Genomic DNA, 21077 nt, shown 5'->3' with positions numbered 1-21077 from the left:
AGCTTGAAGGTATTTACCTTCAAGCTTTTTTTATGAAGGAGGGGTGAAATGGAAAAAGTAATGTTAGTTCCTAAAGGGACAGAGCAATTTCAATGTATAGGGGCAGCTTGTGGGGATTCATGTTGTCGAATATGGAATGTTGATATTGACCGTGTAGGCTTTATGAAAGTCACAACATCTAGTAACACTGTTATTAAACCGTTAGCCAAAAAGGCTTATCAAAAAAATTCAAAGGCAACAGGTGCTACTAACTACGGGCGAATGAAAATGAATGAACAAAAAGAATGTCACTTTTTAGATGAAAACAAATGGTGCTTAATTCATAAGGAGCTAGGTGAAAGTGCTTTATGTAATACATGTGCTATTTATCCAAGGGAGCATCGAGAAATTGGTCAGTATATCGAGAAATCATTAACCTTATCATGTCCCGAAGCTGTACGCTCATTGTTATTGCAAAAAGAAGGGATAGAATTTGAAGAAGTATTAGCTAAACCATCAGAGCGTATTCAAAGTAAAGCGATTTTAACTGGAGAACATGTTGATATTTTATGGGTTATTCGAACATTTGTGATTACATTATTGCAGGAACGGGGCATTTCATTGGATGTACGTATGATGTTACTTGGTTTATTAGCAGAAAAGCTAAATGAGCAGCCAAAAACGTTAGAACATACAGAGAAAATTATCCAGATGATGCAACAACGCTTTTTAACACCGCAATATATTGAAGCCGTGATGCAAATAAAAGGAAATGAACTAGTTCAACTCCAAATGCATAAAGAGTTACTTCGTACAACGGTAGAAGAGCTTTCGTTTAATGTACGGTATGTGGGAGTGGTAAATCAATTTATTAGGGGTTTAAAAACAGGTCCATTAGAGAACAAGGAAATTGCAGAAGAAACTTTACAAAAATATATAGCTGCACAAGCTGTTTACATGCAATTTATTCAAGAGCATCATTATATTTTAGAAAATTATGTAGTACATTATATTTTTACCAATGTATTTCCGTATAATGGCAAAACAATATTGGAGGCATATGAAGATGTTGTTATTAATTATCAGCTGATTAAAGCTTTATTAATGGGTATTGCCTCCTATAATGGAAAATTAACGACTGATGATGCAGTGCTCGCGATTCAAAGCTATACAAAGGCTGTAGCTCATAATAATAAGAGTTATGGCATATTACGTCAAAAAATTAAAGAATCTAATATGGAGACGATAGCATTTTTATTTGCGTATATTAAAATGAATGGATAAAAACGGTAGCTAAAAGAGGTCTTTATTAGTAGAAAACTGGGTATTTATTTTGGAATTTTTAAAGTAGATAAGTGTTTTTACTATAGTGGAGAAATGTATTCCAGAAAAAATAACTCAACAAGGGACATTCGGGTTATTACGCATACATTTTTAGCATTCACCTTCGTAGTAATTAGCTATGTTGATAATGAGAATATAATTGTGAAGTATTGATTCCATTTTATTAATGATATGACACCATACGATACCATATATGAAGTTTTACACATGTGGTGACGTATAGCTTAACTAAAGGTCAATATTCACGCTAATTGTTTTACAGAGTCAAGCATTAATGGGTGTCTTTATGACGCTTATTTCCCTAGCTCGCTTTATTTCACTATTTCCAAAGCCAATGGATGAAAATGAAAACAATGACGATAAAAGTGAAGCATTAGTTGATATTAAAAAGAGTTAGAGGGAAAAACTTTTGCATGAAAAAAAAAGTACCATATCTGGGAAAGAATATTTCTGGATAGCCACTATTTTAATGTGAAGGGAGAGATAAAATAATGAATGAATTATTACTAGATACACATTGATCTTACTATGATTATGTTGTAAAAGTACAAGACGGCTGCCAATGATTGCAAGCCTTTTCAATCTAGAACAAGCCTTTCAAATGATTGCAGATTTTAGTGAAGGGCTCGAATGGTTAGTAACAGTACAGCAACATATGCAAGCTAATCATTACGTTATTAATAGCCGTATACAGGAAGTTATCGAACGACTAACAATTTTAAATGGGCTATTGGAAAAAGGTGATATAGAAGCATTAACAGATTTATTTTCAAATGAGATTGCTCCACTTTTTGCTAGTGCTTCTGAATGGACGTTTAAAAAAGTTCAGATTTAAATGGCTAGATGACATTATTTAATTATTTAATTGGTGTTTATCGTGCTATTAAGCTTATTTAGGAATTGGAGGGGATTGGGGGGATAATTGCCACGTTAGAACAACAGATTATGGTGCCAAAATACATATAAGTAATTAAAATGTTGTAAATTAACTTTTCTATATTTACAAACAGAATCACCTACAGATGAGAAGCTCAAAGTATATTTGATCACACAGAGGTTACTTATCAACAATGTATGCAGGTGCACATAATATTACAGCACGCTACTCCAAAAGATGAAAGAATTTCAATTAGAGATATTTCCATTTTTTGCTAATGTTAAGTCAAATAAATGAATTCGATAGAACGTTTATAAAGATATTGCTTTTCAATATAGTACAGTTAGTTATTTTTAGAGGGAGTTGGTTTATCCAATATCCCTTTTTATTTGTAACTTTTTTGCGTAGTATAATGAGGTAAATATATGGGCAAAGGTAGATGGTGGAAGATGGAACATTTATTTATTAAGAATTACCATAGTTTTCTAGATGATCGAGGGGGAATTGTTAAATTAAGTGAAAATCAGTTAAAGCAAACAGTACAGTATGTACTGGTCAATCTATTACTTTCTGAAAAAACAACCCAGACCTGTAAAGAAGAACCAAGATATGTTTTTCTTTATTATAATAAAACATTACATTACGGTAAAATACTAAAATTTTACCCTAAAAATGAGTTTACGGAGCACTTCCCAGATTTAATAGATAAAATGTTTACTTTTGCAATTAAAATATCTAACCTAACAGAAATGCCTGAAGAACATTTAAAGTATTTATTTGCAAAGAGTAAGCGGAAGTATGTTGGTGATGTTAAATATTCTTTATTCCAGACAAAAGATGATAATTATCCATATGCTACTCCTATTGTAGACAATACAAAGGATTTCTTTCTGGAAACATATCGCATTGTAAATGACTTTAAGGAAGTCGTTTTATACGGCAATGACACTATTCAAAATCAAAAAACATACGGCAAAATTGTTGAAGAGGATGGGGAAATTTTTGTTACTTTAACGAACGAAAAGATGCTTCAAGTGGATATTGGTTATTTATTAGGCGAATATGATGCACGCTTACCGAATTATCGACCATATTTTTATGAATTTATCCCACTCCATTTAACAGATAAAAAAATAGAACAATTGGGGCTAGAGAGAAATAAATGGTATAACGTAAGTCTTTATACTGATGCATCTGTTCAGGGGGAATTTAACGAAAAAACGATTAAAGGTACACTTCTTTTTAGTGCTTCTCCTATCATACGTAAAGGACGGCGACTAATATTTGGAGAAAAGGCTTCTACAGATATTGAACAGCATTTTAATCAATTGTTAAGTCAAGAACAGGAAAACTGGATAGTGAATAATGGGGATGAAGTAAAGGAACAATTTGAACAAGCTTTAAATTTATCACAATATAATGATTTAGAAATAAATGTTATTATCTATTCAGTAGGTCAAGGCAATTGGATTCAAGTGGAAGGTATGGACAAAGGGAATGAAATATTTTCATTGTGCTTCGATATTGGATTTACTATCACTGAAACAAGTACCCTTTATGAGGATGCGATAAAACAGGCGGCATTAGAGGCTAAAAAATCAAATTTAATCATGCTCTCCCATTGGGATTTAGATCATATTTTAGGTGTTTCTAAATTCAGTAATATCGATTATGAGAAAACATGGATTGTCCCACAAATTATTGATACTGCGAGTGAATCTTCTAAACGATTAGCAGTTTATATAGCAAAAGAAAGCAATATTAATGCCGTTTTTGCTGCAGATACATTTAATGGAACAGTCATTTTTAAGAGCGATTATTTTGTATTAGGAAAAGGACAAGGGAATCAATCAGGAAAAAAGATGACAATTGGAAATACTTATAGCTGGAAAACAAAGTACAATAATTTAAATAATTTAGGGCTAATATTAGAAGTGAAAAACAATGGGCATTCAATGTTATTGCCTGGCGACTGCGAATACATAGAGTTCCCGCAACTTTTTATGAAACTCTATAATACAATTGTCGTGCCACATCACGGCGCAGCTGTAGAAGGTGTTGCTTTACCAGACAGAAGTGTACATTGCAGTGAAGCGATTGCCTGCGTAAATCGTAAGAAAAGTAGAGGCTATCCGAAGAAAAAGCATGTGGATATTTTAGAGAACCATAAAGGTTATAAAGTACATTCAAATACTTGTTATAAGATTTCTAAAACTTTTAAATTTTAATTTACAAACTGGTATATCGGTGCAAATAGTGTTGGGAAATGAGCTTTATTAGAAGTGAGAGGTGTGAGTACCGATGTTTTGATATTGCCTGAGAAAAAGAAATTATTAGCTTTAATTAAAGTCGATCGAGCAAATTCGAGTATCATAGCCAACGTTTTATCCAATTTTAGAAGAAAGAACGAATTTTTGTTAGAAATTCATTCTTCATATTACCTAACTACAGTTACCATATGATAATGTCTACTCTTGTCCATGTGAAAAATTTCAAACTTTCTTCTATTATTATCTGTATTGTTTTAAAAAAACTGAAATTCTCTTCTTTTTATCCGATATTAGTAACAATCATATCTGTATTAGATTCAAGGAGGATGAAATTATGCGAATTTCAGGAAATGCAGATACTGGTGCAGCAACTATCCAACAGCAAGTCTCCTCTAATGCAACAGCAGTGGAGAAAGTAGGTACGCAAGGAAGCGACACTACAATGAAAAGTGCTACACCAATTGTTGAACAAATACAACAACTTAGCAATGATGAGGAAACAAAAGCAAAAGTACAAGAAGTTGTCGATAAAATGAATAAAATGCTAGAAGTAAATCAGAGCGCTGCAAAGTTTAAGTATCATGAGGGTTTAGATCGTTATTATGTAACTGTAGTAGATAGTGCTACTGATGAGGTATTAAAAGAAATCCCACCGAAAAAGTTACTAGACGCTTTTTATGAAATGCAAAAGCTGTTTGGGATGATTGTAGACGAAAAAATATAATTATATTTTAAAATGGAGGACTATTTATGGTAATGCGAATAGGTGGATTAGCATCAGGGATGGACATAGATGCTTTAGTAGAAAAATTAATGACTGCAGAAAGAGCGCCATTAAATAAGCTTTTACAAAATAAACAAAGATATGAATGGCAGCGTGATGCTTATCGGGATGTCAATACAAAATTAAAAACATTTGATACGTACATTTCAGATAACTTAGTGATAAAAAACTTAAGCTCAAAAACAGCAAGTAGCTCAAATTCAGATTTAGTATCAGCTATTGCTACTAGTAAGGCTACAGGAACACTTTCTATTGAGGGAGTTTCACAATTAGCATCTGCAGCACGTACAACAAGTGGACAAATTGATGGTACTGGTTCAACAAAAATGAGTGAGTTAGTGGGAAGTGATACGGAATTTATTGAATTCACAGCTCCTACAGCTGATGGTTCAAATCCAACAAGTGTAAAAGTTCCAATTACATCCAATATGACAGTAGATTCCTTTATTGAAAAAGTGAACGAAAGTAATGCAGGTGTTTCAGCAATTTTTGAAAACGGACGCTTCTCTTTCACAGCTCAAAATACCGGTAAAGGCGATATCACTGTTAATGGTGTTAATGCTAAGGGCACAAATACGGATATAAGTAAATTGAAGTTACAAGAGGGTGAAGGTGCAACAGTAACTGAAGGGAAAAATTCTATTTTCCAAGTAAATGGTATTGCCACAGAGCGTAATTCAAACACATTGACACTTAATGGTTATAACATTACCTTAAAAAGGACATTTAATGATACAGCTACAAATGTAAAAAAATATCTTGCTGCACAAACAGAATTTACTAATGCTAAAGCAGCTAAGGCTGATTTAGATACAAAAGCTACAACTGCAAATCAGGCATTTAATACAGCTTCACTTGCATATCAAGATAAGCTTAATGATGTATTTAAAGTTGGATTTGATGATACAGAGAAGGCAGCTTATAACAGCTTTAATCAGTCATTTTTAGCTAATCTAACAGATGATGAGATTTTAGAACTAGGTAATCTTCCTGTATTTGATAAAGATGATACATTTGAAGATATGCTAGTTAAAATCTCAGATGATAGTACGATTTCAGAAGATTTAAAGGAAAAGCTACACACTTCTTTATCTTCAAAGGAACAGTTAGAAACATTGAAAGATTTAGATGCAACAGCTTTAAAGAAATTCCGTGCAGAAGCAAGTAGAGAGGTTGACTATGCTAGTTTAAATAAGTCTTTTTTAAGTGGATTAACTACTGATGAAATTAGTGTGATTGCTAGCCTTGATTTATCCAAAGACGATCCATTTGAAGGGCTAAGCCTAGATGCTGATTTACAAGCAAGCGTTCAAGCAAAATTAGATAGTTTATCTACGGCACAAAAAGAGAAATTAGATACAGTTACCAAAGAAGATTTAACATCCTACTCCGAACTTGCACAATTACAAATTGTACATGATGAGAAAAGAGCTGCTAAAAACTCAGCAGATGCTGCACTTACTGCTGGGATAGCTCGTTTGACAAATGCAACTGCCGCATTTGAATCAGCAAAGACAGAAGCTGAGGCCGCAGGGATATTAGAAGAAGGAACTGAGGATATTAAAGCAGGGTTACCTACAGATACAACTGAAGCTGCTGTTACATTAACATCAACAACAAATGTTGATGACATGATGAATAAAATTAAAGACTTTGTGAATATGTACAATTCATTCATTAAAGATTTAAAAGAGCAAACGACACAAACAAAATATCGTGATTATGCTCCGCTAACAGAAGATCAAAAGAAAGATATGAAGGAAAGTGAAATTAAGCTATGGGAAGAAAAAGCGAAAAGTGGCCTGCTTCGTAACGATTCACTTCTTCGTGACGGACTTTCTAAAATGCGCTCACTTGTTTATGAAGCTGTGCCTGGGCTTGAAGACTCAAAATTCAATACATTATTCAGTATCGGTATAACGACTACGAAAAATTATAATGATGGTGGCACACTAGAGATTGATGAAAAGAAATTACGGGAAGCATTAGAGGCGGACCCTGATGCAGTGGCACGTCTATTTAAAAATGATGGTGGTAAAGACAAAGATGTGGTAGATGGTAAGGTTGTTGATACGCGTGGCTATCTTGCAAGGTTACGTGGATCAATGGATGAGTTTAAAATTTCAATTGAACAAAAAGCTGGCCGTGCTACAATGACAGATCAACAATATACGATTGGTAAAAACTTATTTGATACAGAAAAGCGTATTTCCACATGGCAAAATAAGCTAAAAGATATTGAAGCACGTTACTGGAAACAATTCTCGGCGATGGAGCAAGCCATTAATAAGGCTAATCAGCAATCTGGAATGTTCATGCAACAAGGCGGAGGCTTCTAAATAAGGTAGGGGAAACATATGCAGCAAATAGATCAACTATTGCAAGCTTCAGCAAATTTATTTAAGCATTTGGGTGAAACTCCTAAAGGTGAAGACCGAGATGAATATATCAACACTATTAACAATATGTTGGACAAGCGTGGTGTGATTATTAAAGGCATAATGGATGAGGGATTTCGTTATGATGAACAAAATCGCATTCATCGAACATTGCTAGAATTAGATAATGGTATTAAAAGGCGTTTAGCAGATGTAATGGATGCAGTTAAACAAGACATGGCAAACCTACAAAAAACGAAGAAAAGTGAACAGCAATATTACAATCCTTACTCGAATGTTCGCGTAATGGATGGTATGTATTATGACAAAAAGAATTAATAGTTTATCTTCATTCATCGTGGTGGAAGTTGCTAGCTGAATGAAGATAAAGCTTTGGCAGCTGTCATAGATTTTTTAAAAGGAGTGAATTGTGATCATACAATTCAAAATCCAGACAAATTTACGCTGAGACGTAAATAGCTTTTCTTCGGAAAATGGTTTAAACTAGTAAATAAGTAACCTTTCAAAGGAGTTGTCCTTTATTGGCAGCAAATTTAACAGCACAAAACGCGTATAAACAAAATAGTGTGACTACAGCTTCACCTGGCGAACTGACATTAATGCTTTATAATGGATGCTTGAAATTCTTGCATAAGGCGAAACAAGCTATCCAAGATAAAAATATTCAAGAGAAAAATACAAACATTCAAAAAGCTCAGGCGATTATTAGTGAACTGATGTCTACACTCAATATGGATATTGAGATTTCGAAACAAATGCTACCTCTTTACGAATATATGAATCATCGTTTAGTAGAAGCCAACATTCAAAATGATGTAGCCATTATTGAGGAAGTAGAAGGATTGGTGACGGAGTTTCGCGATACGTGGAAGGAAGTTATTCGCATTAATCGACAACAGCAATTTGGTCAGGGAAACAGCGGACAAATTTAGACACAATTAGAGACCATCGAAAGAGATGGTCTCTTTTTTGTTAAATCGTTTTTATCACGAAATAGTCATAAATTAGGCTATTCAACGGTAAAATATGTTACTTATTCCCTGTAGCTGTAAGTTGGGCATCATGGCATTATCAAAGCAATAAACATGTTTAAAAGAGTACTGGGGTGGGAATATGATCTTTAAGCGTCAAGAAGGTTTCCGTTTTAAATTTAAGGAGCCTATTCAAATAACTTTTGCTATTTATGAGAATGGAAAGGTCAATCATGGACAAACCGCTATGGCTGACTTGTTGGATATTAGTCCACGTGGATTAAAGATGTTTACGGAAGTGGATTTAGGTATAAACCCTCCTCCATTAGATATCCATTTTGTGCTTGATACACAAGAAGTTCGCGCTTATGGAGAAGTGATTTGGAGTCGTCCATTTGGGAGCGGCAAGCAATACGGCATTTATTTTAATAATCAAGGACCAGTGGAAGATTTGATTGTTGGAGAACTAAAGCTTCGGCGAAAAAAGGAAGCAGCGGAAGCGAAAAAACAAAATAATAATTCATAAAAATTTTTGTAAAAAAAAGAATGATTTTAGAGGAATTTCACACACTTGTGTAGAAATAGATAGTATAGCAGTTATAAAGGAGGAGTTTACATGTTAAACTTTAACATTCGTGGTGAAAATATTGAGGTAACTCCAGCTATTCGAGAGTATGTTGAGAACAAAATCGATAAAGTTGAACGCTATTTTAACGAAGATGTTAATGCCAACGCTAATGTCAATTTAAAGGTTTACAATGACAAACAAACGAAAGTGGAAGTCACTATTCCAATGAAGAATCTAACTCTTCGTGCTGAAGAGCGTCATAATGATATGTATGCTGCTGTTGATCTAATTGTTGATAAATTAGAGCGTCAGATCCGCAAGCATAAAACAAAAGTAAACCGTAAATTCCGCGAGCGTGAAGGTGCAGGCCTTTATTTTGCTACTACTCAAGCAGCCGCAGATGCTGTGTCAGAGGAAGAAGAATATTCAATTGTTCGTACAAAGCAATTTGATTTAAAGCCTATGGATCAAGAAGAGGCAGTTCTACAAATGAATATGCTTGGACATGATTTCTATGTCTTTACAGATGCTGAATCGAACGGCACAAATATTGTGTATAAACGTAAAGATGGAAAATATGGCTTAATTGAAACAACTTAAAACTTCATGATGACAAAGGCTCTCGCGATGGCGAGGGTCTTTTTTTGTATGACAATCATATGTAGCCGGGGTGACAGTTTGCATGAAACTGTAACACAATGGTAAAATGAAAGTTGAATCTATATAGGAAGTGAAAAACATTCATGGCAAACCTATTAAATAAATTATTTGATTTCAATAAACGTGAGCTAAAAAAATTAGAAAAAATCGCTGACCAAGTTGAGCGTTTCGCTTCTCAAATGGAACAGCTTTCAGATGATCAACTACAAGCGAAAACAGATGAATTTAAAAAGCGCTATGCTGAGGGTGAGCATTTAGAGTCGATTCGTGCGGAAGCGTTTGCTGTTTGTCGAGAAGCGGCAAAACGTGTATTAGAGATGTACCCATTCCGCGTTCAAATCATGGGGGCAGCCGCTCTTGATGAGGGGAATATTGCGGAGATGAAAACCGGGGAAGGTAAAACTTTAACAGCGACAATGGCTGTTTATTTAAATGCCATCACTGGTAAAGGTGTACATGTTGTTACAGTCAACGAATACCTAGCGAGTCGTGATGCTGCTGAAATGGGACAACTTTATAATTTCTTAGGCTTATCTGTTGGGCTTAACCTGAATAGCCTTTCAAAAGATGAAAAACGAACTGCTTATGAGGCTGATATTACGTATAGTACAAACAATGAGCTAGGATTTGACTACTTACGTGATAACATGGTGCTTTACAAAGAGGAACGTGTACAACGTCCATTACACTATGCTGTCATTGATGAGGTGGACTCGATCTTAATTGATGAAGCGCGTACACCATTAATTATTTCGGGTCAGGCTGGGAAATCAGCACAGCTTTATAAACAATCGAATGCCTTTGTACGTATGTTAAATGCAGAGACAGACTATACGTATGAAGAGTCAACAAAAGGTGTTACGTTAACAGATGCAGGTGTGGAAAAGGCAGAAAAAGCATTTGGCATCGATAATCTATTTGATTTGACACATGTTCGTTTAAATCATGCGATCAATCAATCATTAAAGGCGCATGTCAGTATGCATAATGATGTCGATTATGTTGTGCAGGATGGCGAAATTGTGATCGTTGATGGCTTTACTGGTCGTTTGATGAAGGGTCGTCGTTATTCTGATGGCTTACACCAAGCGATTGAGGCTAAAGAAGGCGTTGAGATTCAAAATGAATCGATGACAATGGCGACAATTACCTTCCAAAACTACTTCCGTATGTATCAAAAGCTTGCAGGGATGACAGGTACAGCGAAAACAGAGGAAGAGGAATTCCGTAATATTTACAATATGAATGTTGTCGCTATTCCGACGAATAAACCGATTGCTCGTGATGATCGTGCTGACTTGATTTTTGCAACGATGGAAGGGAAATATAAAGCAGTTGCTGCTGATATCGCAGAGCGTCATAGAGCTGGTCAACCTGTTCTTGTTGGTACAGTTGCTATTGAAACGTCTGAGATTATTTCTAAACTATTGGATAAACATAAAATTCCTCATAATGTATTAAATGCGAAAAATCATGAACGTGAAGCTGAAATCATTGCGAACGCTGGTACAAAGGGTGCAGTGACAATTGCAACAAACATGGCTGGACGTGGTACAGATATTAAACCTGGCGAAGGAGTACTCGAAATTGGCGGTTTAGCGGTAATCGGTACAGAGCGACATGAATCACGTCGTATTGATAATCAGCTTCGTGGACGTTCTGGTCGTCAAGGGAATCCAGGGGTTACACAATTCTACCTATCCTTAGAGGATGATTTAATGCGTCGTTTTGGCTCTGATAATATGAAGTCGATGATGATGCGCTTAGGTATGGATGATTCCCAGCCATTGCAATCTAAAGTTGTGTCGAGAGCTGTAGAATCAGCGCAGAAACGTGTCGAGGGTAATAACTTTGATGCGCGTAAACGCTTATTACAATATGACGATGTACTACGTCAGCAGCGTGAGATTATTTATAAAGAGCGTTATGATGTACTAGAAACAGAAAATATGCGTGTGCTTGTTGAGTCTATGATTCAAGAAACAATTGATAATGTTGTTAGCCTGTATACTCAAGGTGAACAGAAGGATTGGAACCTAAAGGCTATTGAAGACTTTGTAGCGGCTAATCTTTTAGAGGAAGGTCAACTTAAAGTATCTGATTTCCAAGGCAAGTCTGCTGAAGATATTAATCAGCTAATCTCTGATGCTGTTCATGTTCGTTATGATGAAAAAGAGGCAGAACTGACACCAGAGCGTATGCGTGAGTTTGAAAAGGTTATTTTATTACGATCAATCGATACAAAATGGATTGATCATATTGATGCAATGGATCAACTACGTCAAGGTATCCATCTGCGTGCTTATGGTCAAAACGATCCACTTCGTGAATATCAACAAGAAGGCTTTGCGATGTTTGAGGATATGGTAGCCTCTATTCGCGAGGATGTTGCGAAATATGCGATGAAAGCAGAAATCCGCAATAATCTGGAGCGTGAAGAGGTGGCAAAGGGGCAGGCTGTTAATCCAAAAGAAGAAGGTGGCACTGCGCCGAAAAAGCAACCAGTACGTAAAGCTGAAAACATTGGCCGTAATGATTTATGTCCATGTGGTAGCGGCAAGAAATTTAAAAACTGTCATGGCACAGCTCAATAATATCTAGGTGAAAAAATCATTTTAACTACGTGTTAAAATGATTTTTTCTTTTTAAAATTACTCAAAAATGAAGAAATTTTAGTATAAAAAGTCAGAATTTATAGACAATTGAAAAATATGGGTATACAATAGCTGTAATAATAGGTATATAGTACAAGTTATTTATCCTGTTATTATCCTGAATTTTTGATGGTGATACTAAGTCTTAAGGAGGATCGGAATTTTCAAGCAATCTTACTCATTGAAAATAGCGGGAATGTACGCATATTTGTATATTCCTTTTTATTTTGACTGGAAGCAACATAAAATGTATAAAGGGGGACTATAGATGCATAAAAAAGATATTATGAATAGTGAAACAATGATGTATATGCCTGTGTATGATTCCTTTGGAAATTTATGTACGCAGGTGTATGAGAAAAATAATGAGTATATTTCTACGCTATCACCAACGAAATTATTGGACTTTAATCTGCGTTATTTTGGTTCTAGTTTAAGAGGAGCGTTCGATGGTTCGAAAATGATCCTAGGCAAGCTTAATAAAAATCCTATTGTCGTGCACGAGCGTTGTAATATTTTATGGTTCCCTAGTAGGTCTCCTCTACATCCTGACTGTATCTGGTTCGCTGTCCATCATATAGATGACTATGTCGCTGTGGATAAAAAGAGGACAAAGGTTACCTTTATGAATGGCATGGAATTTATTGTGGATGTCAGTGTCAATGCGTTAGAGTCTCGGATTCAAAGAGCTTTTTTATTAAAATATAGACTAGAGAAACGAACAAAATATTTACTTGTTCAGTATGATCGTGTGAAAGTATTTCAACGTCTTGCCAAGAATATGTTTGAGGACGAGACGCAGGATAGTTAACTTACTACCACAAAACATCTGCTAGATAGTATGTTTTCCTTTATAAAAACGTTATAATAAAAAGATACGGGGCTTTATGGATAAAGTGTTAGCTCCATGACTAACGTTCGGAGGATTTAACGATGATTGAATTAGCAGATGTACGCAATGTGTTAGACACTACAGCCAAAAAATTGGCGGACTTTAGGGGGTCTCTTTGACTTAGAGAACAAAGAGGCACGTATTCAGGAGCTAGATGAAATGATGCTAGAGCCAGGCTTTTGGGATGATCAGCAAGGTGCTCAGGTGATTATCAATGAAGGAAATGGCTTAAAAGCAATTGTCAATGAATATAAAGATTTAGTGGAAACACATGAAAATTTAGATATGACACTGGAACTTTTACGTGAAGAACCAGACGAAGAATTACAAGAAGAGCTAGGCAAAGAACTAGCAGAATTCCAACAAAAGATGGCTGATTTCGAGCTACAATTACTGCTAAGTGGCCCATACGATCAAAACAATGCCATTTTAGAGCTACATCCTGGTGCTGGTGGTACGGAATCACAGGACTGGGGCTCAATGCTATTACGTATGTATACACGATGGGCAGAGAAGCGTGGATTTAAAGTGGAAACAGTGGACTATCTACCAGGAGATGAAGCTGGGATTAAATCTGTAACATTGTCGATTAAAGGTCACAATGCTTTCGGTTATTTACAAGCGGAAAAGGGTGTCCATCGTCTAGTACGTATTTCCCCATTCGATTCGTCTGGCCGCCGTCATACGTCTTTCGTTTCCTGTGATGTTATGCCAGAGTTTGACGACAATATTGAAATCGATATTCGTACAGAGGATTTAAAAATTGATACGTATCGTGCAACAGGGGCAGGTGGTCAGCATATTAATACGACAGATTCTGCCGTTCGTATAACGCATATTCCTACTGGTACGATTGTACAATGTCAGGCTGAGCGCTCCCAGATTAAAAACCGTGAAAAAGCGATGACGATGTTAAAAGGGAAGCTATATCAATTAGAACTTGATAAACAGCAAGCACAATTAGATGAAATACGCGGTGAGCAAAAAGAAATAGGCTGGGGCTCCCAAATTCGTTCGTATGTCTTCCACCCTTACTCGATGGTTAAGGATCATCGTACAAATGAAGAAACAGGTAATGTGGGTGCAGTGATGGATGGCGATTTAGATCCATTTATAAATGCCTATCTACGTTCAAAAATAAATTAATCGAAGATTCCCCCAAGAGTAAGAAGCTCTTGGGGGATTTTTGTTAAAAGGGTGGATGATAGGGTGCATCTTGGCTCAGCTGTTTTCGTTCACTCATGTAATATTTATACAGCATAGAAGCGTTAAGAAACTGTTTACTAATGGATGCATATCGGATAGGCAATTCAATTTGTTTATTATTTTTTAATGTTACAATACACCCCATTTCACTAGGTGTAATATTAATAATTGCATGAAGCCCTATCCATATATTGTGAATGGAGCTGGGTGAAAAAGTGGGCAGAAAAATACAGGGATAACCGTAATCAAAGGCCACGACGATTGGTAGCTTGTGTTGATTGCCAAAAAAACGTTTAGCCGATTGTTTTGCGGCTTCATAGGTTGATCCTAATGAGAGACAGGATTTTCGAAGGACATGCATCGGTTTGCGTGTAACAATCAGCTCATTATGCTTATCAATCACATGCGTGAAGACTTTGGAGTCATGCTGAATAGGTTGCAGCAAATAAGTATTGAATGAAATTAAGTAGCCGTTTACAAAGTTAGTTGTCATATAGGGAGTGCCTCCTTTTTTCTAGTGATAACGGTAGTGTAAAACAGAATATGACTTTCTTAAATTGGATGAAATAGTTGAAAATCGTTCAGAAAAGCACGAAATGCTTAGAGAATTTGCTCTAAATATAAATGGATTAATAGCTAATCCAAGATATTTTCGAATCGTAAGCATTGCTTTTTAAATTCAATTTTCATATAATTTAGAAAAGGATCGAGGTGAGATCGTTGGATAAATATTATTCGTATACAGATTTTCTGAAAGCCGTTGGTCAGTCGAAAAAAGTTGATGAGGCAGAGAAATTATTAAACGAGATTTATTTAGATTTATTTTTAAATCGTATCCAGCGTATGCATCGGCAAGAGCAGCTCATGGTTCTGATAGATAGAGCACTCGATGAAAAAGATGAAAACGCATTTTATCAATACGCATCCGAACTAACTTCCTTACAGCAAACAGAAGATGAATCATATTGACGAACCCGCTCTCCATATCTATTGGAGAGTGGGATTTTTTTGATTTTGAAAATATTTGCGGGAATGTAGACTTCACTCCAAAAGTAGAGGACCCGCTCATAAAAGAGTGAAAGCTGCTCGGAAAGTAAAGTCTTCCGATCATAACAGTGAGATAACCGCTCAAAAAGAAGTGACCTCGCTCCAAAAGCAATAACCATCACTCTGAACAGGGGAAATCATCCACCGATGAAGCTTGAAAACCTGATAAAACGGCTATTATAAGAGTAAAAAGTTAAATTGAACGCCTTGTTATATATTAAAAATTTTAGAGATGAAAAAATTTTTTACAAACATTCGTTCGTTAAATGTTCGAAATTTTAATATCGCTATGCTAAAATATATGTACAAATTGGAAGGAAAGGATGGGGACATGAGTGCAAACATTTGATTTACAAGCGCCATATCAGCCTAACGGGGATCAGCCACAGGCCATTGCGGAATTAGTGGAGGGTGTGAAAGCAGGCAAACGTCATCAAACATTGCTTGGTGCTACTGGAACAGGTAAGACGTTTACCATTTCGAATGTCATCCAGCAAGTCAAAAAACCAACACTAATCATGGCACACAATAAAACGTTAGCTGGCCAGCTATATAGTGAATTTAAAGAGTTCTTCCCAAATAACGCCGTTGAATATTTTGTCAGCTACTATGATTACTACCAGCCAGAAGCTTATGTACCGCAGACAGATACCTATATAGAAAAAGACTCTAGCATTAACGATGAAATTGATAAGCTGCGTCACTCTGCTACCTCTGCATTGTTTGAGCGTGAGGATGTCATTATTATTGCATCTGTGTCCTGCATTTATGGTTTAGGTTCTCCTGAAGAATATCGAGAAATGGTTGTTTCCATTCGTACAGGTATGGAAATTGAACGTAATCAGCTACTGCGCAAGCTTGTAGACGTTCAGTATGAGCGTAATGATGTTAGTTTTACTCGCGGAACATTTCGGGTACGTGGAGATGTAGTGGAAATCTTCCCAGCCTCTCGTGATGAGCATTGTATTCGGGTGGAATTTTTCGGTGATGAAATTGATCGCATTCGTGAAGTAGATGCACTAACTGGAGAGATTTTATCGGATCGAGAGCATGTGGCTATTTTCCCAGCATCCCACTTCGTTACACGAGAAGAGAAAATGCGTAAAGCGATTGAAAATATTGAAAAAGAATTAGAGGAACGACTTGCATTATTACGTGCAGAAGATAAATTACTAGAGGCACAGCGTTTAGAACAGCGTACACGCTATGATTTAGAGATGATGCGTGAAATGGGCTTTTGCTCTGGGATTGAAAACTATTCACGTCATTTAACATTGCGTGAAGCAGGTGCTACTCCATATACTTTGCTAGATTATTTCCCCGAAGACTTTTTACTTGTGGTTGATGAAAGTCACGTAACACTTCCACAGGTTCGAGGAATGTACAATGGTGACCAAGCACGTAAAGGAGTGCTCGTAGAACATGGCTTCCGATTGCCATCTGCTCTAGATAACCGTCCATTACGTTTTGAAGAGTATGAAAACCGCGTACATCAAGCGATTTATGTATCAGCCACACCAGGTCCTTATGAACTGGAGCATACACCAGAAATGGTAGAGCAAATTATCCGTCCAACTGGATTATTAGATCCATTAATTGATGTACGTCCTATTGAAGGTCAAATTGATAATTTAATTGATGAAATACAAGATCGAATTGCGCGTGATGAGCGAGTTTTAGTGACAACGCTAACGAAGAAAATGTCTGAGGATTTAACGGCTTACCTGAAGGAAATGGGCTTAAAAGTTGAATACTTACATTCAGAAATTAAGACACTAGAACGTATTGAAATTATCCGTGAGCTACGCAAAGGAACGTATGATGTGCTAATAGGTATTAATCTATTGCGTGAAGGTCTTGATATCCCTGAAGTGTCCCTTGTGGCAATTTTAGATGCTGATAAAGAAGGATTTTTACGTTCAGAGCGTTCATTGATTCAAACCATTGGTCGTGCTGCTCGAAACGCGAATGGTCATGTCATTATGTATGCAGACCATGTAACAGACTCGATGAAAAAGGCGATTGATGAAACGAAACGTCGTCGTGCGTTACAAATGGCTTATAACGAGGAGCATGGCATAACACCTCAAACGATCATTAAGAAAATCCCAGATGTGATTCGCGCAACACAAGTAGCAGAAGAAGAGGAATCGTATGTAACAAAGGCAACAAAAGGCAAAAAGCTGACAAAGGCGGAAAGAGAACAGCTCTTAGCTTCCCTAGAAGTCGAAATGAAGGAAGCAGCAAAAGCGCTTGACTTTGAACGTGCGGCTGAGTTACGAGATACAATATTTGAATTGAAGGTAGAAGGTGAATGACTTGTGAAAAATACTGAAATCGTCGTGCAAGGTGCACGTGCTCATAATTTAAAAAATATTAATGTCACAATTCCACGTGACCAATTAGTCGTTTTAACAGGATTATCGGGCTCTGGAAAGTCTTCTCTAGCATTTGACACAATTTATGCGGAGGGCCAGCGTCGTTACGTTGAGTCCCTTTCCGCCTATGCCCGTCAATTTCTTGGACAAATGGATAAGCCAGATGTCGATGCGATAGAAGGTTTATCGCCTGCTATTTCCATTGACCAAAAAACGACAAGTCGTAACCCACGATCTACTGTCGGTACGGTAACGGAAATCTATGATTACCTACGTTTACTTTATGCACGTATTGGTAAACCGATTTGTCCAAATCATGGCATAGAAATCACTTCCCAAACGATTGAGCAAATGGTGGATCGTTTATTAACCTATCCTGAGAGAACTAAGATGCAGCTCCTTGCACCAATGGTTTCTGGACGTAAGGGTACCCATGTTAAGCTGCTAGAAGATTTAAAAAAGCAGGGGTTTGTTCGTGTACGAATTGATGGGGAATTGCGTGATTTAGATGATGCTATCGAACTTGATAAAAATAAAAAGCATTCCATCGAAGTAGTAGTGGACCGTGTTGTTATGAAGGAAGGGATTGCTGCTCGTCTGAGTGATTCTTTAGAAACGGCTTTACGCCTGGCAGATGGACGTGTGCTTGTCGATGTGATGGAACATGAAGAGTTACTATTTAGTGAGCATCATGCCTGCCCATTATGTGGTTTTTCTATTGGTGAGTTAGAGCCTCGTATGTTTTCATTTAATAGTCCGTTTGGTGCTTGTCCAAGCTGTGATGGCTTAGGTTCAACACAAGAGGTAGATTTAGATTTAGTGGTGCCTGATTGGGATCGTTCCTTGTTAGAGCATGCCATCGCACCATGGGAACCAACAAGTTCGCAGTACTACCCACAATTACTAAAAGCTGTATGTGATCATTACGATATTCCAATGGACGTGCCTGTAAAGGATTTGCCAAAGGAAAAGATGGATAAAGTTTTATATGGCTCTGGAAAAGATAAGATACACTTCCATTATGAAAATGAGTTTGGCAATGTGCGAGATCAGATGATCGAATTTGAGGGTGTGGTGCGCAATGTTGAGCGTCGTTTTAAAGAGACGACATCCGATTATGTGCGTGAGCAGATGGAAAAATACATGGCACAGCAGGCTTGCCCTTCATGTAAAGGGTATCGTTTAAAACCTGAAACGTTAGCAGTGAAAGTAGCCGATAAGCATATTGGTGAGGTTACCCAATATTCGATTCAGGAAGCAGACACATTCTTCAAAGAGCTTGATCTCTCTGAAAAGGATATGCAAATTGCTCGATTAGTTTTACGAGAAATCGAAGAACGATTGGGCTTCCTTGTGAATGTTGGTTTAGACTATTTAACATTGAGTCGTGCAGCAGGTACATTATCTGGTGGAGAGGCACAACGTATTCGCCTTGCTACACAAATTGGTTCACGATTAACGGGAGTCCTCTATATTTTAGATGAGCCTTCGATTGGTTTGCATCAGCGAGATAATGATCGACTGATTAGCACATTACAAAATATGCGTGACATTGGAAATACGCTGATTGTGGTAGAGCATGATGAAGATACGATGCTTGCTGCAGATTATCTCATCGATGTAGGACCTGGAGCAGGCGTCCATGGCGGGCAAATTGTGGCAGCAGGTACACCACAGGAAGTTATGAATAATGAAAAATCCTTAACTGGACAATATTTAAGTGGTAGAAAGTTTATTCCTTTACCAATTGAAAGACGCCAACCTAATGGCCGAAAGCTCTCCATTAAAGGTGCCAAGGAAAATAATTTACGCAATGTTAAAGTAGATGTTCCATTAGGCTTATTTGTAGCAGTGACAGGAGTGTCTGGTTCAGGGAAATCTACACTGATAAATGAAATTTTATATAAATCTTTGGCACAGAAGCTGAATCGTTCAAAGGTTAAGCCTGGTGAGCATAAAGAAGTGACAGGCATCGATGAGCTTGAAAAGGTAATTGATATTGATCAATCGCCAATTGGGCGTACACCTCGTTCAAACCCAGCAACTTATACAGGTGTTTTTGATGATATTCGCGATGTTTTCGCAGCAACAAATGAAGCAAAGGTACGAGGCTACAAAAAAGGACGCTTTAGCTTTAATGTCAAGGGCGGTCGCTGTGAAGCATGTCGTGGCGACGGCATTATTAAAATTGAAATGCATTTCCTTCCAGATGTTTATGTACCATGTGAAGTATGTCACGGCAAACGGTATAACCGTGAAACACTTGAAGTGAAGTATAAAGATAAGAGTATTGCAGATATTCTCGATATGACGATTGAGAATGCAGTAGTGTTCTTTGAAAATATTCCAAAGATCCAGCGTAAGCTACAAACGATTGTTGATGTTGGGCTGGGCTATATGAAATTAGGTCAACCAGCCACAACCTTATCGGGTGGAGAGGCACAGCGTGTAAAACTAGCCTCTGAGTTACATCGACGCTCAACAGGGAAATCCTTCTATATTTTAGATGAACCAACAACAGGATTACATGCCGATGATATTGCTCGTTTACTTGTCGTGTTGCAGCGTCTTGTTGAAAACGGTGATTCAGTATTAGTTATTGAGCATAACTTAGATGTGATTAAAACAGCTGATTATATCATCGACTTAGGTCCAGAAGGTGGAGACAAAGGTGGTACGATTGTTGCAACTGGTACACCTGAAGAGGTAGTAGAAGTAGCTGGCTCCTATACAGGCAAATACTTAAAACCAATCCTGGAACGTGATCGTATGAGAATGGATGCATTGCTAGCAGAAGCTTCTAAATCTTAATGGATTTACATTTGAACGGAAATGATCAATCTGGATTGAAGGGTGATCTTAAAGTGGAGAAAGTCGCTTAATCCAGATTGAAAATGATCCGAAATGGGAAGAACCAGCTTAAACAGAGGCCGGAAGTGATCCAACTAATCTAAAAAACGAGCAATAAAATCTTCATAGGTAAAAGCCTGACGATGTTGTAATGAAAAGACCCAATTTATTCAATTTTGCAGTGAAACTTTTCACATG

The 21077-nt window shown here is 36.9% G+C and carries 16 protein-coding genes; 15 read left to right on the top strand and 1 reads right to left on the bottom strand.

Features of this window, described 5'->3' with window-relative positions:
- Positions 1–48 precede the first annotated feature (48 nt).
- The 12 genes from fliB (at position 49) to prfB (ending at position 14544) form a co-directional block, all read left to right on the top strand.
- On the top strand, positions 49–1263 hold the full coding sequence (fliB, locus tag V1L66_RS19345; protein ID WP_333006450.1) for a flagellin lysine-N-methylase: 1215 nt from the start codon (positions 49–51) through the stop codon (positions 1261–1263).
- A gap of 622 nt (positions 1264–1885) precedes the next feature.
- The gene (locus V1L66_RS19340; protein WP_333006449.1) at positions 1886–2158 is read left to right on the top strand and encodes a hypothetical protein; all 273 of its coding nucleotides are present in this window, start codon (positions 1886–1888) and stop codon (positions 2156–2158) included.
- A 491-nt stretch (positions 2159–2649) separates the two neighbouring features.
- Positions 2650–4428 carry a hypothetical protein gene (locus V1L66_RS19335; RefSeq protein ID WP_333006448.1) on the top strand — a complete coding sequence of 593 codons (1779 nt, stop codon included), beginning with the start codon at positions 2650–2652 and terminating at the stop codon, positions 4426–4428.
- A gap of 376 nt (positions 4429–4804) precedes the next feature.
- The gene (locus V1L66_RS19330; RefSeq protein ID WP_333006447.1) at positions 4805–5194 is read left to right on the top strand and encodes a flagellar protein FlaG; all 390 of its coding nucleotides are present in this window, start codon (positions 4805–4807) and stop codon (positions 5192–5194) included.
- Between the two features lie 26 nt (positions 5195–5220).
- Positions 5221–7593: a flagellar filament capping protein FliD gene (gene fliD / locus V1L66_RS19325; protein ID WP_333006446.1), complete on the top strand. Its 2373-nt coding sequence runs from the start codon at positions 5221–5223 to the stop codon at positions 7591–7593.
- An 18-nt stretch (positions 7594–7611) separates the two neighbouring features.
- Positions 7612–7971 carry a flagellar protein FliT gene (locus V1L66_RS19320; RefSeq protein WP_333006445.1) on the top strand — a complete coding sequence of 120 codons (360 nt, stop codon included), beginning with the start codon at positions 7612–7614 and terminating at the stop codon, positions 7969–7971.
- A 203-nt stretch (positions 7972–8174) separates the two neighbouring features.
- On the top strand, positions 8175–8585 hold the full coding sequence (gene fliS, locus V1L66_RS19315) for a flagellar export chaperone FliS (protein ID WP_004227541.1): 411 nt from the start codon (positions 8175–8177) through the stop codon (positions 8583–8585).
- A gap of 181 nt (positions 8586–8766) precedes the next feature.
- On the top strand, positions 8767–9150 hold the full coding sequence (locus tag V1L66_RS19310) for a PilZ domain-containing protein (protein ID WP_333006442.1): 384 nt from the start codon (positions 8767–8769) through the stop codon (positions 9148–9150).
- Between the two features lie 90 nt (positions 9151–9240).
- Complete coding sequence (hpf, locus tag V1L66_RS19305) at positions 9241–9792, top strand: ribosome hibernation-promoting factor, HPF/YfiA family (protein ID WP_004227537.1); 552 nt, start codon at positions 9241–9243, stop codon at positions 9790–9792.
- A gap of 143 nt (positions 9793–9935) precedes the next feature.
- Complete coding sequence (gene secA / locus V1L66_RS19300; RefSeq protein WP_221679467.1) at positions 9936–12446, top strand: preprotein translocase subunit SecA; 2511 nt, start codon at positions 9936–9938, stop codon at positions 12444–12446.
- Between the two features lie 328 nt (positions 12447–12774).
- Positions 12775–13317, top strand: coding sequence for a competence protein ComK (locus V1L66_RS19295; protein ID WP_312123798.1), 543 nt, complete (start codon positions 12775–12777; stop codon positions 13315–13317).
- A gap of 122 nt (positions 13318–13439) precedes the next feature.
- Positions 13440–14544, top strand: a protein-coding gene (gene prfB / locus V1L66_RS19290; RefSeq protein ID WP_237497242.1) for a peptide chain release factor 2 whose coding sequence is annotated in 2 segments (ribosomal slippage) — positions 13440–13514 and positions 13516–14544 — 1104 coding nt in all. Because the reading frame shifts where the segments join, the coding sequence is not laid out codon by codon here.
- 43 nt (positions 14545–14587) lie between these two features.
- Here the strand turns inward: prfB and V1L66_RS19285 are convergent.
- Positions 14588–15097, bottom strand: coding sequence for a competence protein ComK (locus V1L66_RS19285; protein WP_016991526.1), 510 nt, complete (start codon positions 15095–15097; stop codon positions 14588–14590).
- 227 nt (positions 15098–15324) lie between these two features.
- Between V1L66_RS19285 and V1L66_RS19280 the strand changes: the two genes are divergently transcribed.
- The 3 genes from V1L66_RS19280 (at position 15325) to uvrA (ending at position 20840) form a co-directional block, all read left to right on the top strand.
- A complete protein-coding gene (locus V1L66_RS19280) occupies positions 15325–15573 on the top strand; it encodes an IDEAL domain-containing protein (protein ID WP_004227526.1) in 249 nt (82 codons plus the stop codon).
- A 413-nt stretch (positions 15574–15986) separates the two neighbouring features.
- The gene (gene uvrB / locus V1L66_RS19275) at positions 15987–17969 is read left to right on the top strand and encodes an excinuclease ABC subunit UvrB (protein WP_103117484.1); all 1983 of its coding nucleotides are present in this window, start codon (positions 15987–15989) and stop codon (positions 17967–17969) included.
- 3 nt (positions 17970–17972) lie between these two features.
- Positions 17973–20840 carry an excinuclease ABC subunit UvrA gene (gene uvrA / locus V1L66_RS19270; RefSeq protein ID WP_312123796.1) on the top strand — a complete coding sequence of 956 codons (2868 nt, stop codon included), beginning with the start codon at positions 17973–17975 and terminating at the stop codon, positions 20838–20840.
- Positions 20841–21077 lie beyond the last annotated feature (237 nt).

This window comes from Lysinibacillus sp. IITD104 (genome assembly GCF_036698265.2).
GTDB classification, from domain to species: domain Bacteria; phylum Bacillota; class Bacilli; order Bacillales_A; family Planococcaceae; genus Lysinibacillus; species Lysinibacillus boronitolerans.
Note: the sequence above shows the minus strand (reverse complement) of the source record. Positions and strands in the feature narration are given on the sequence as shown.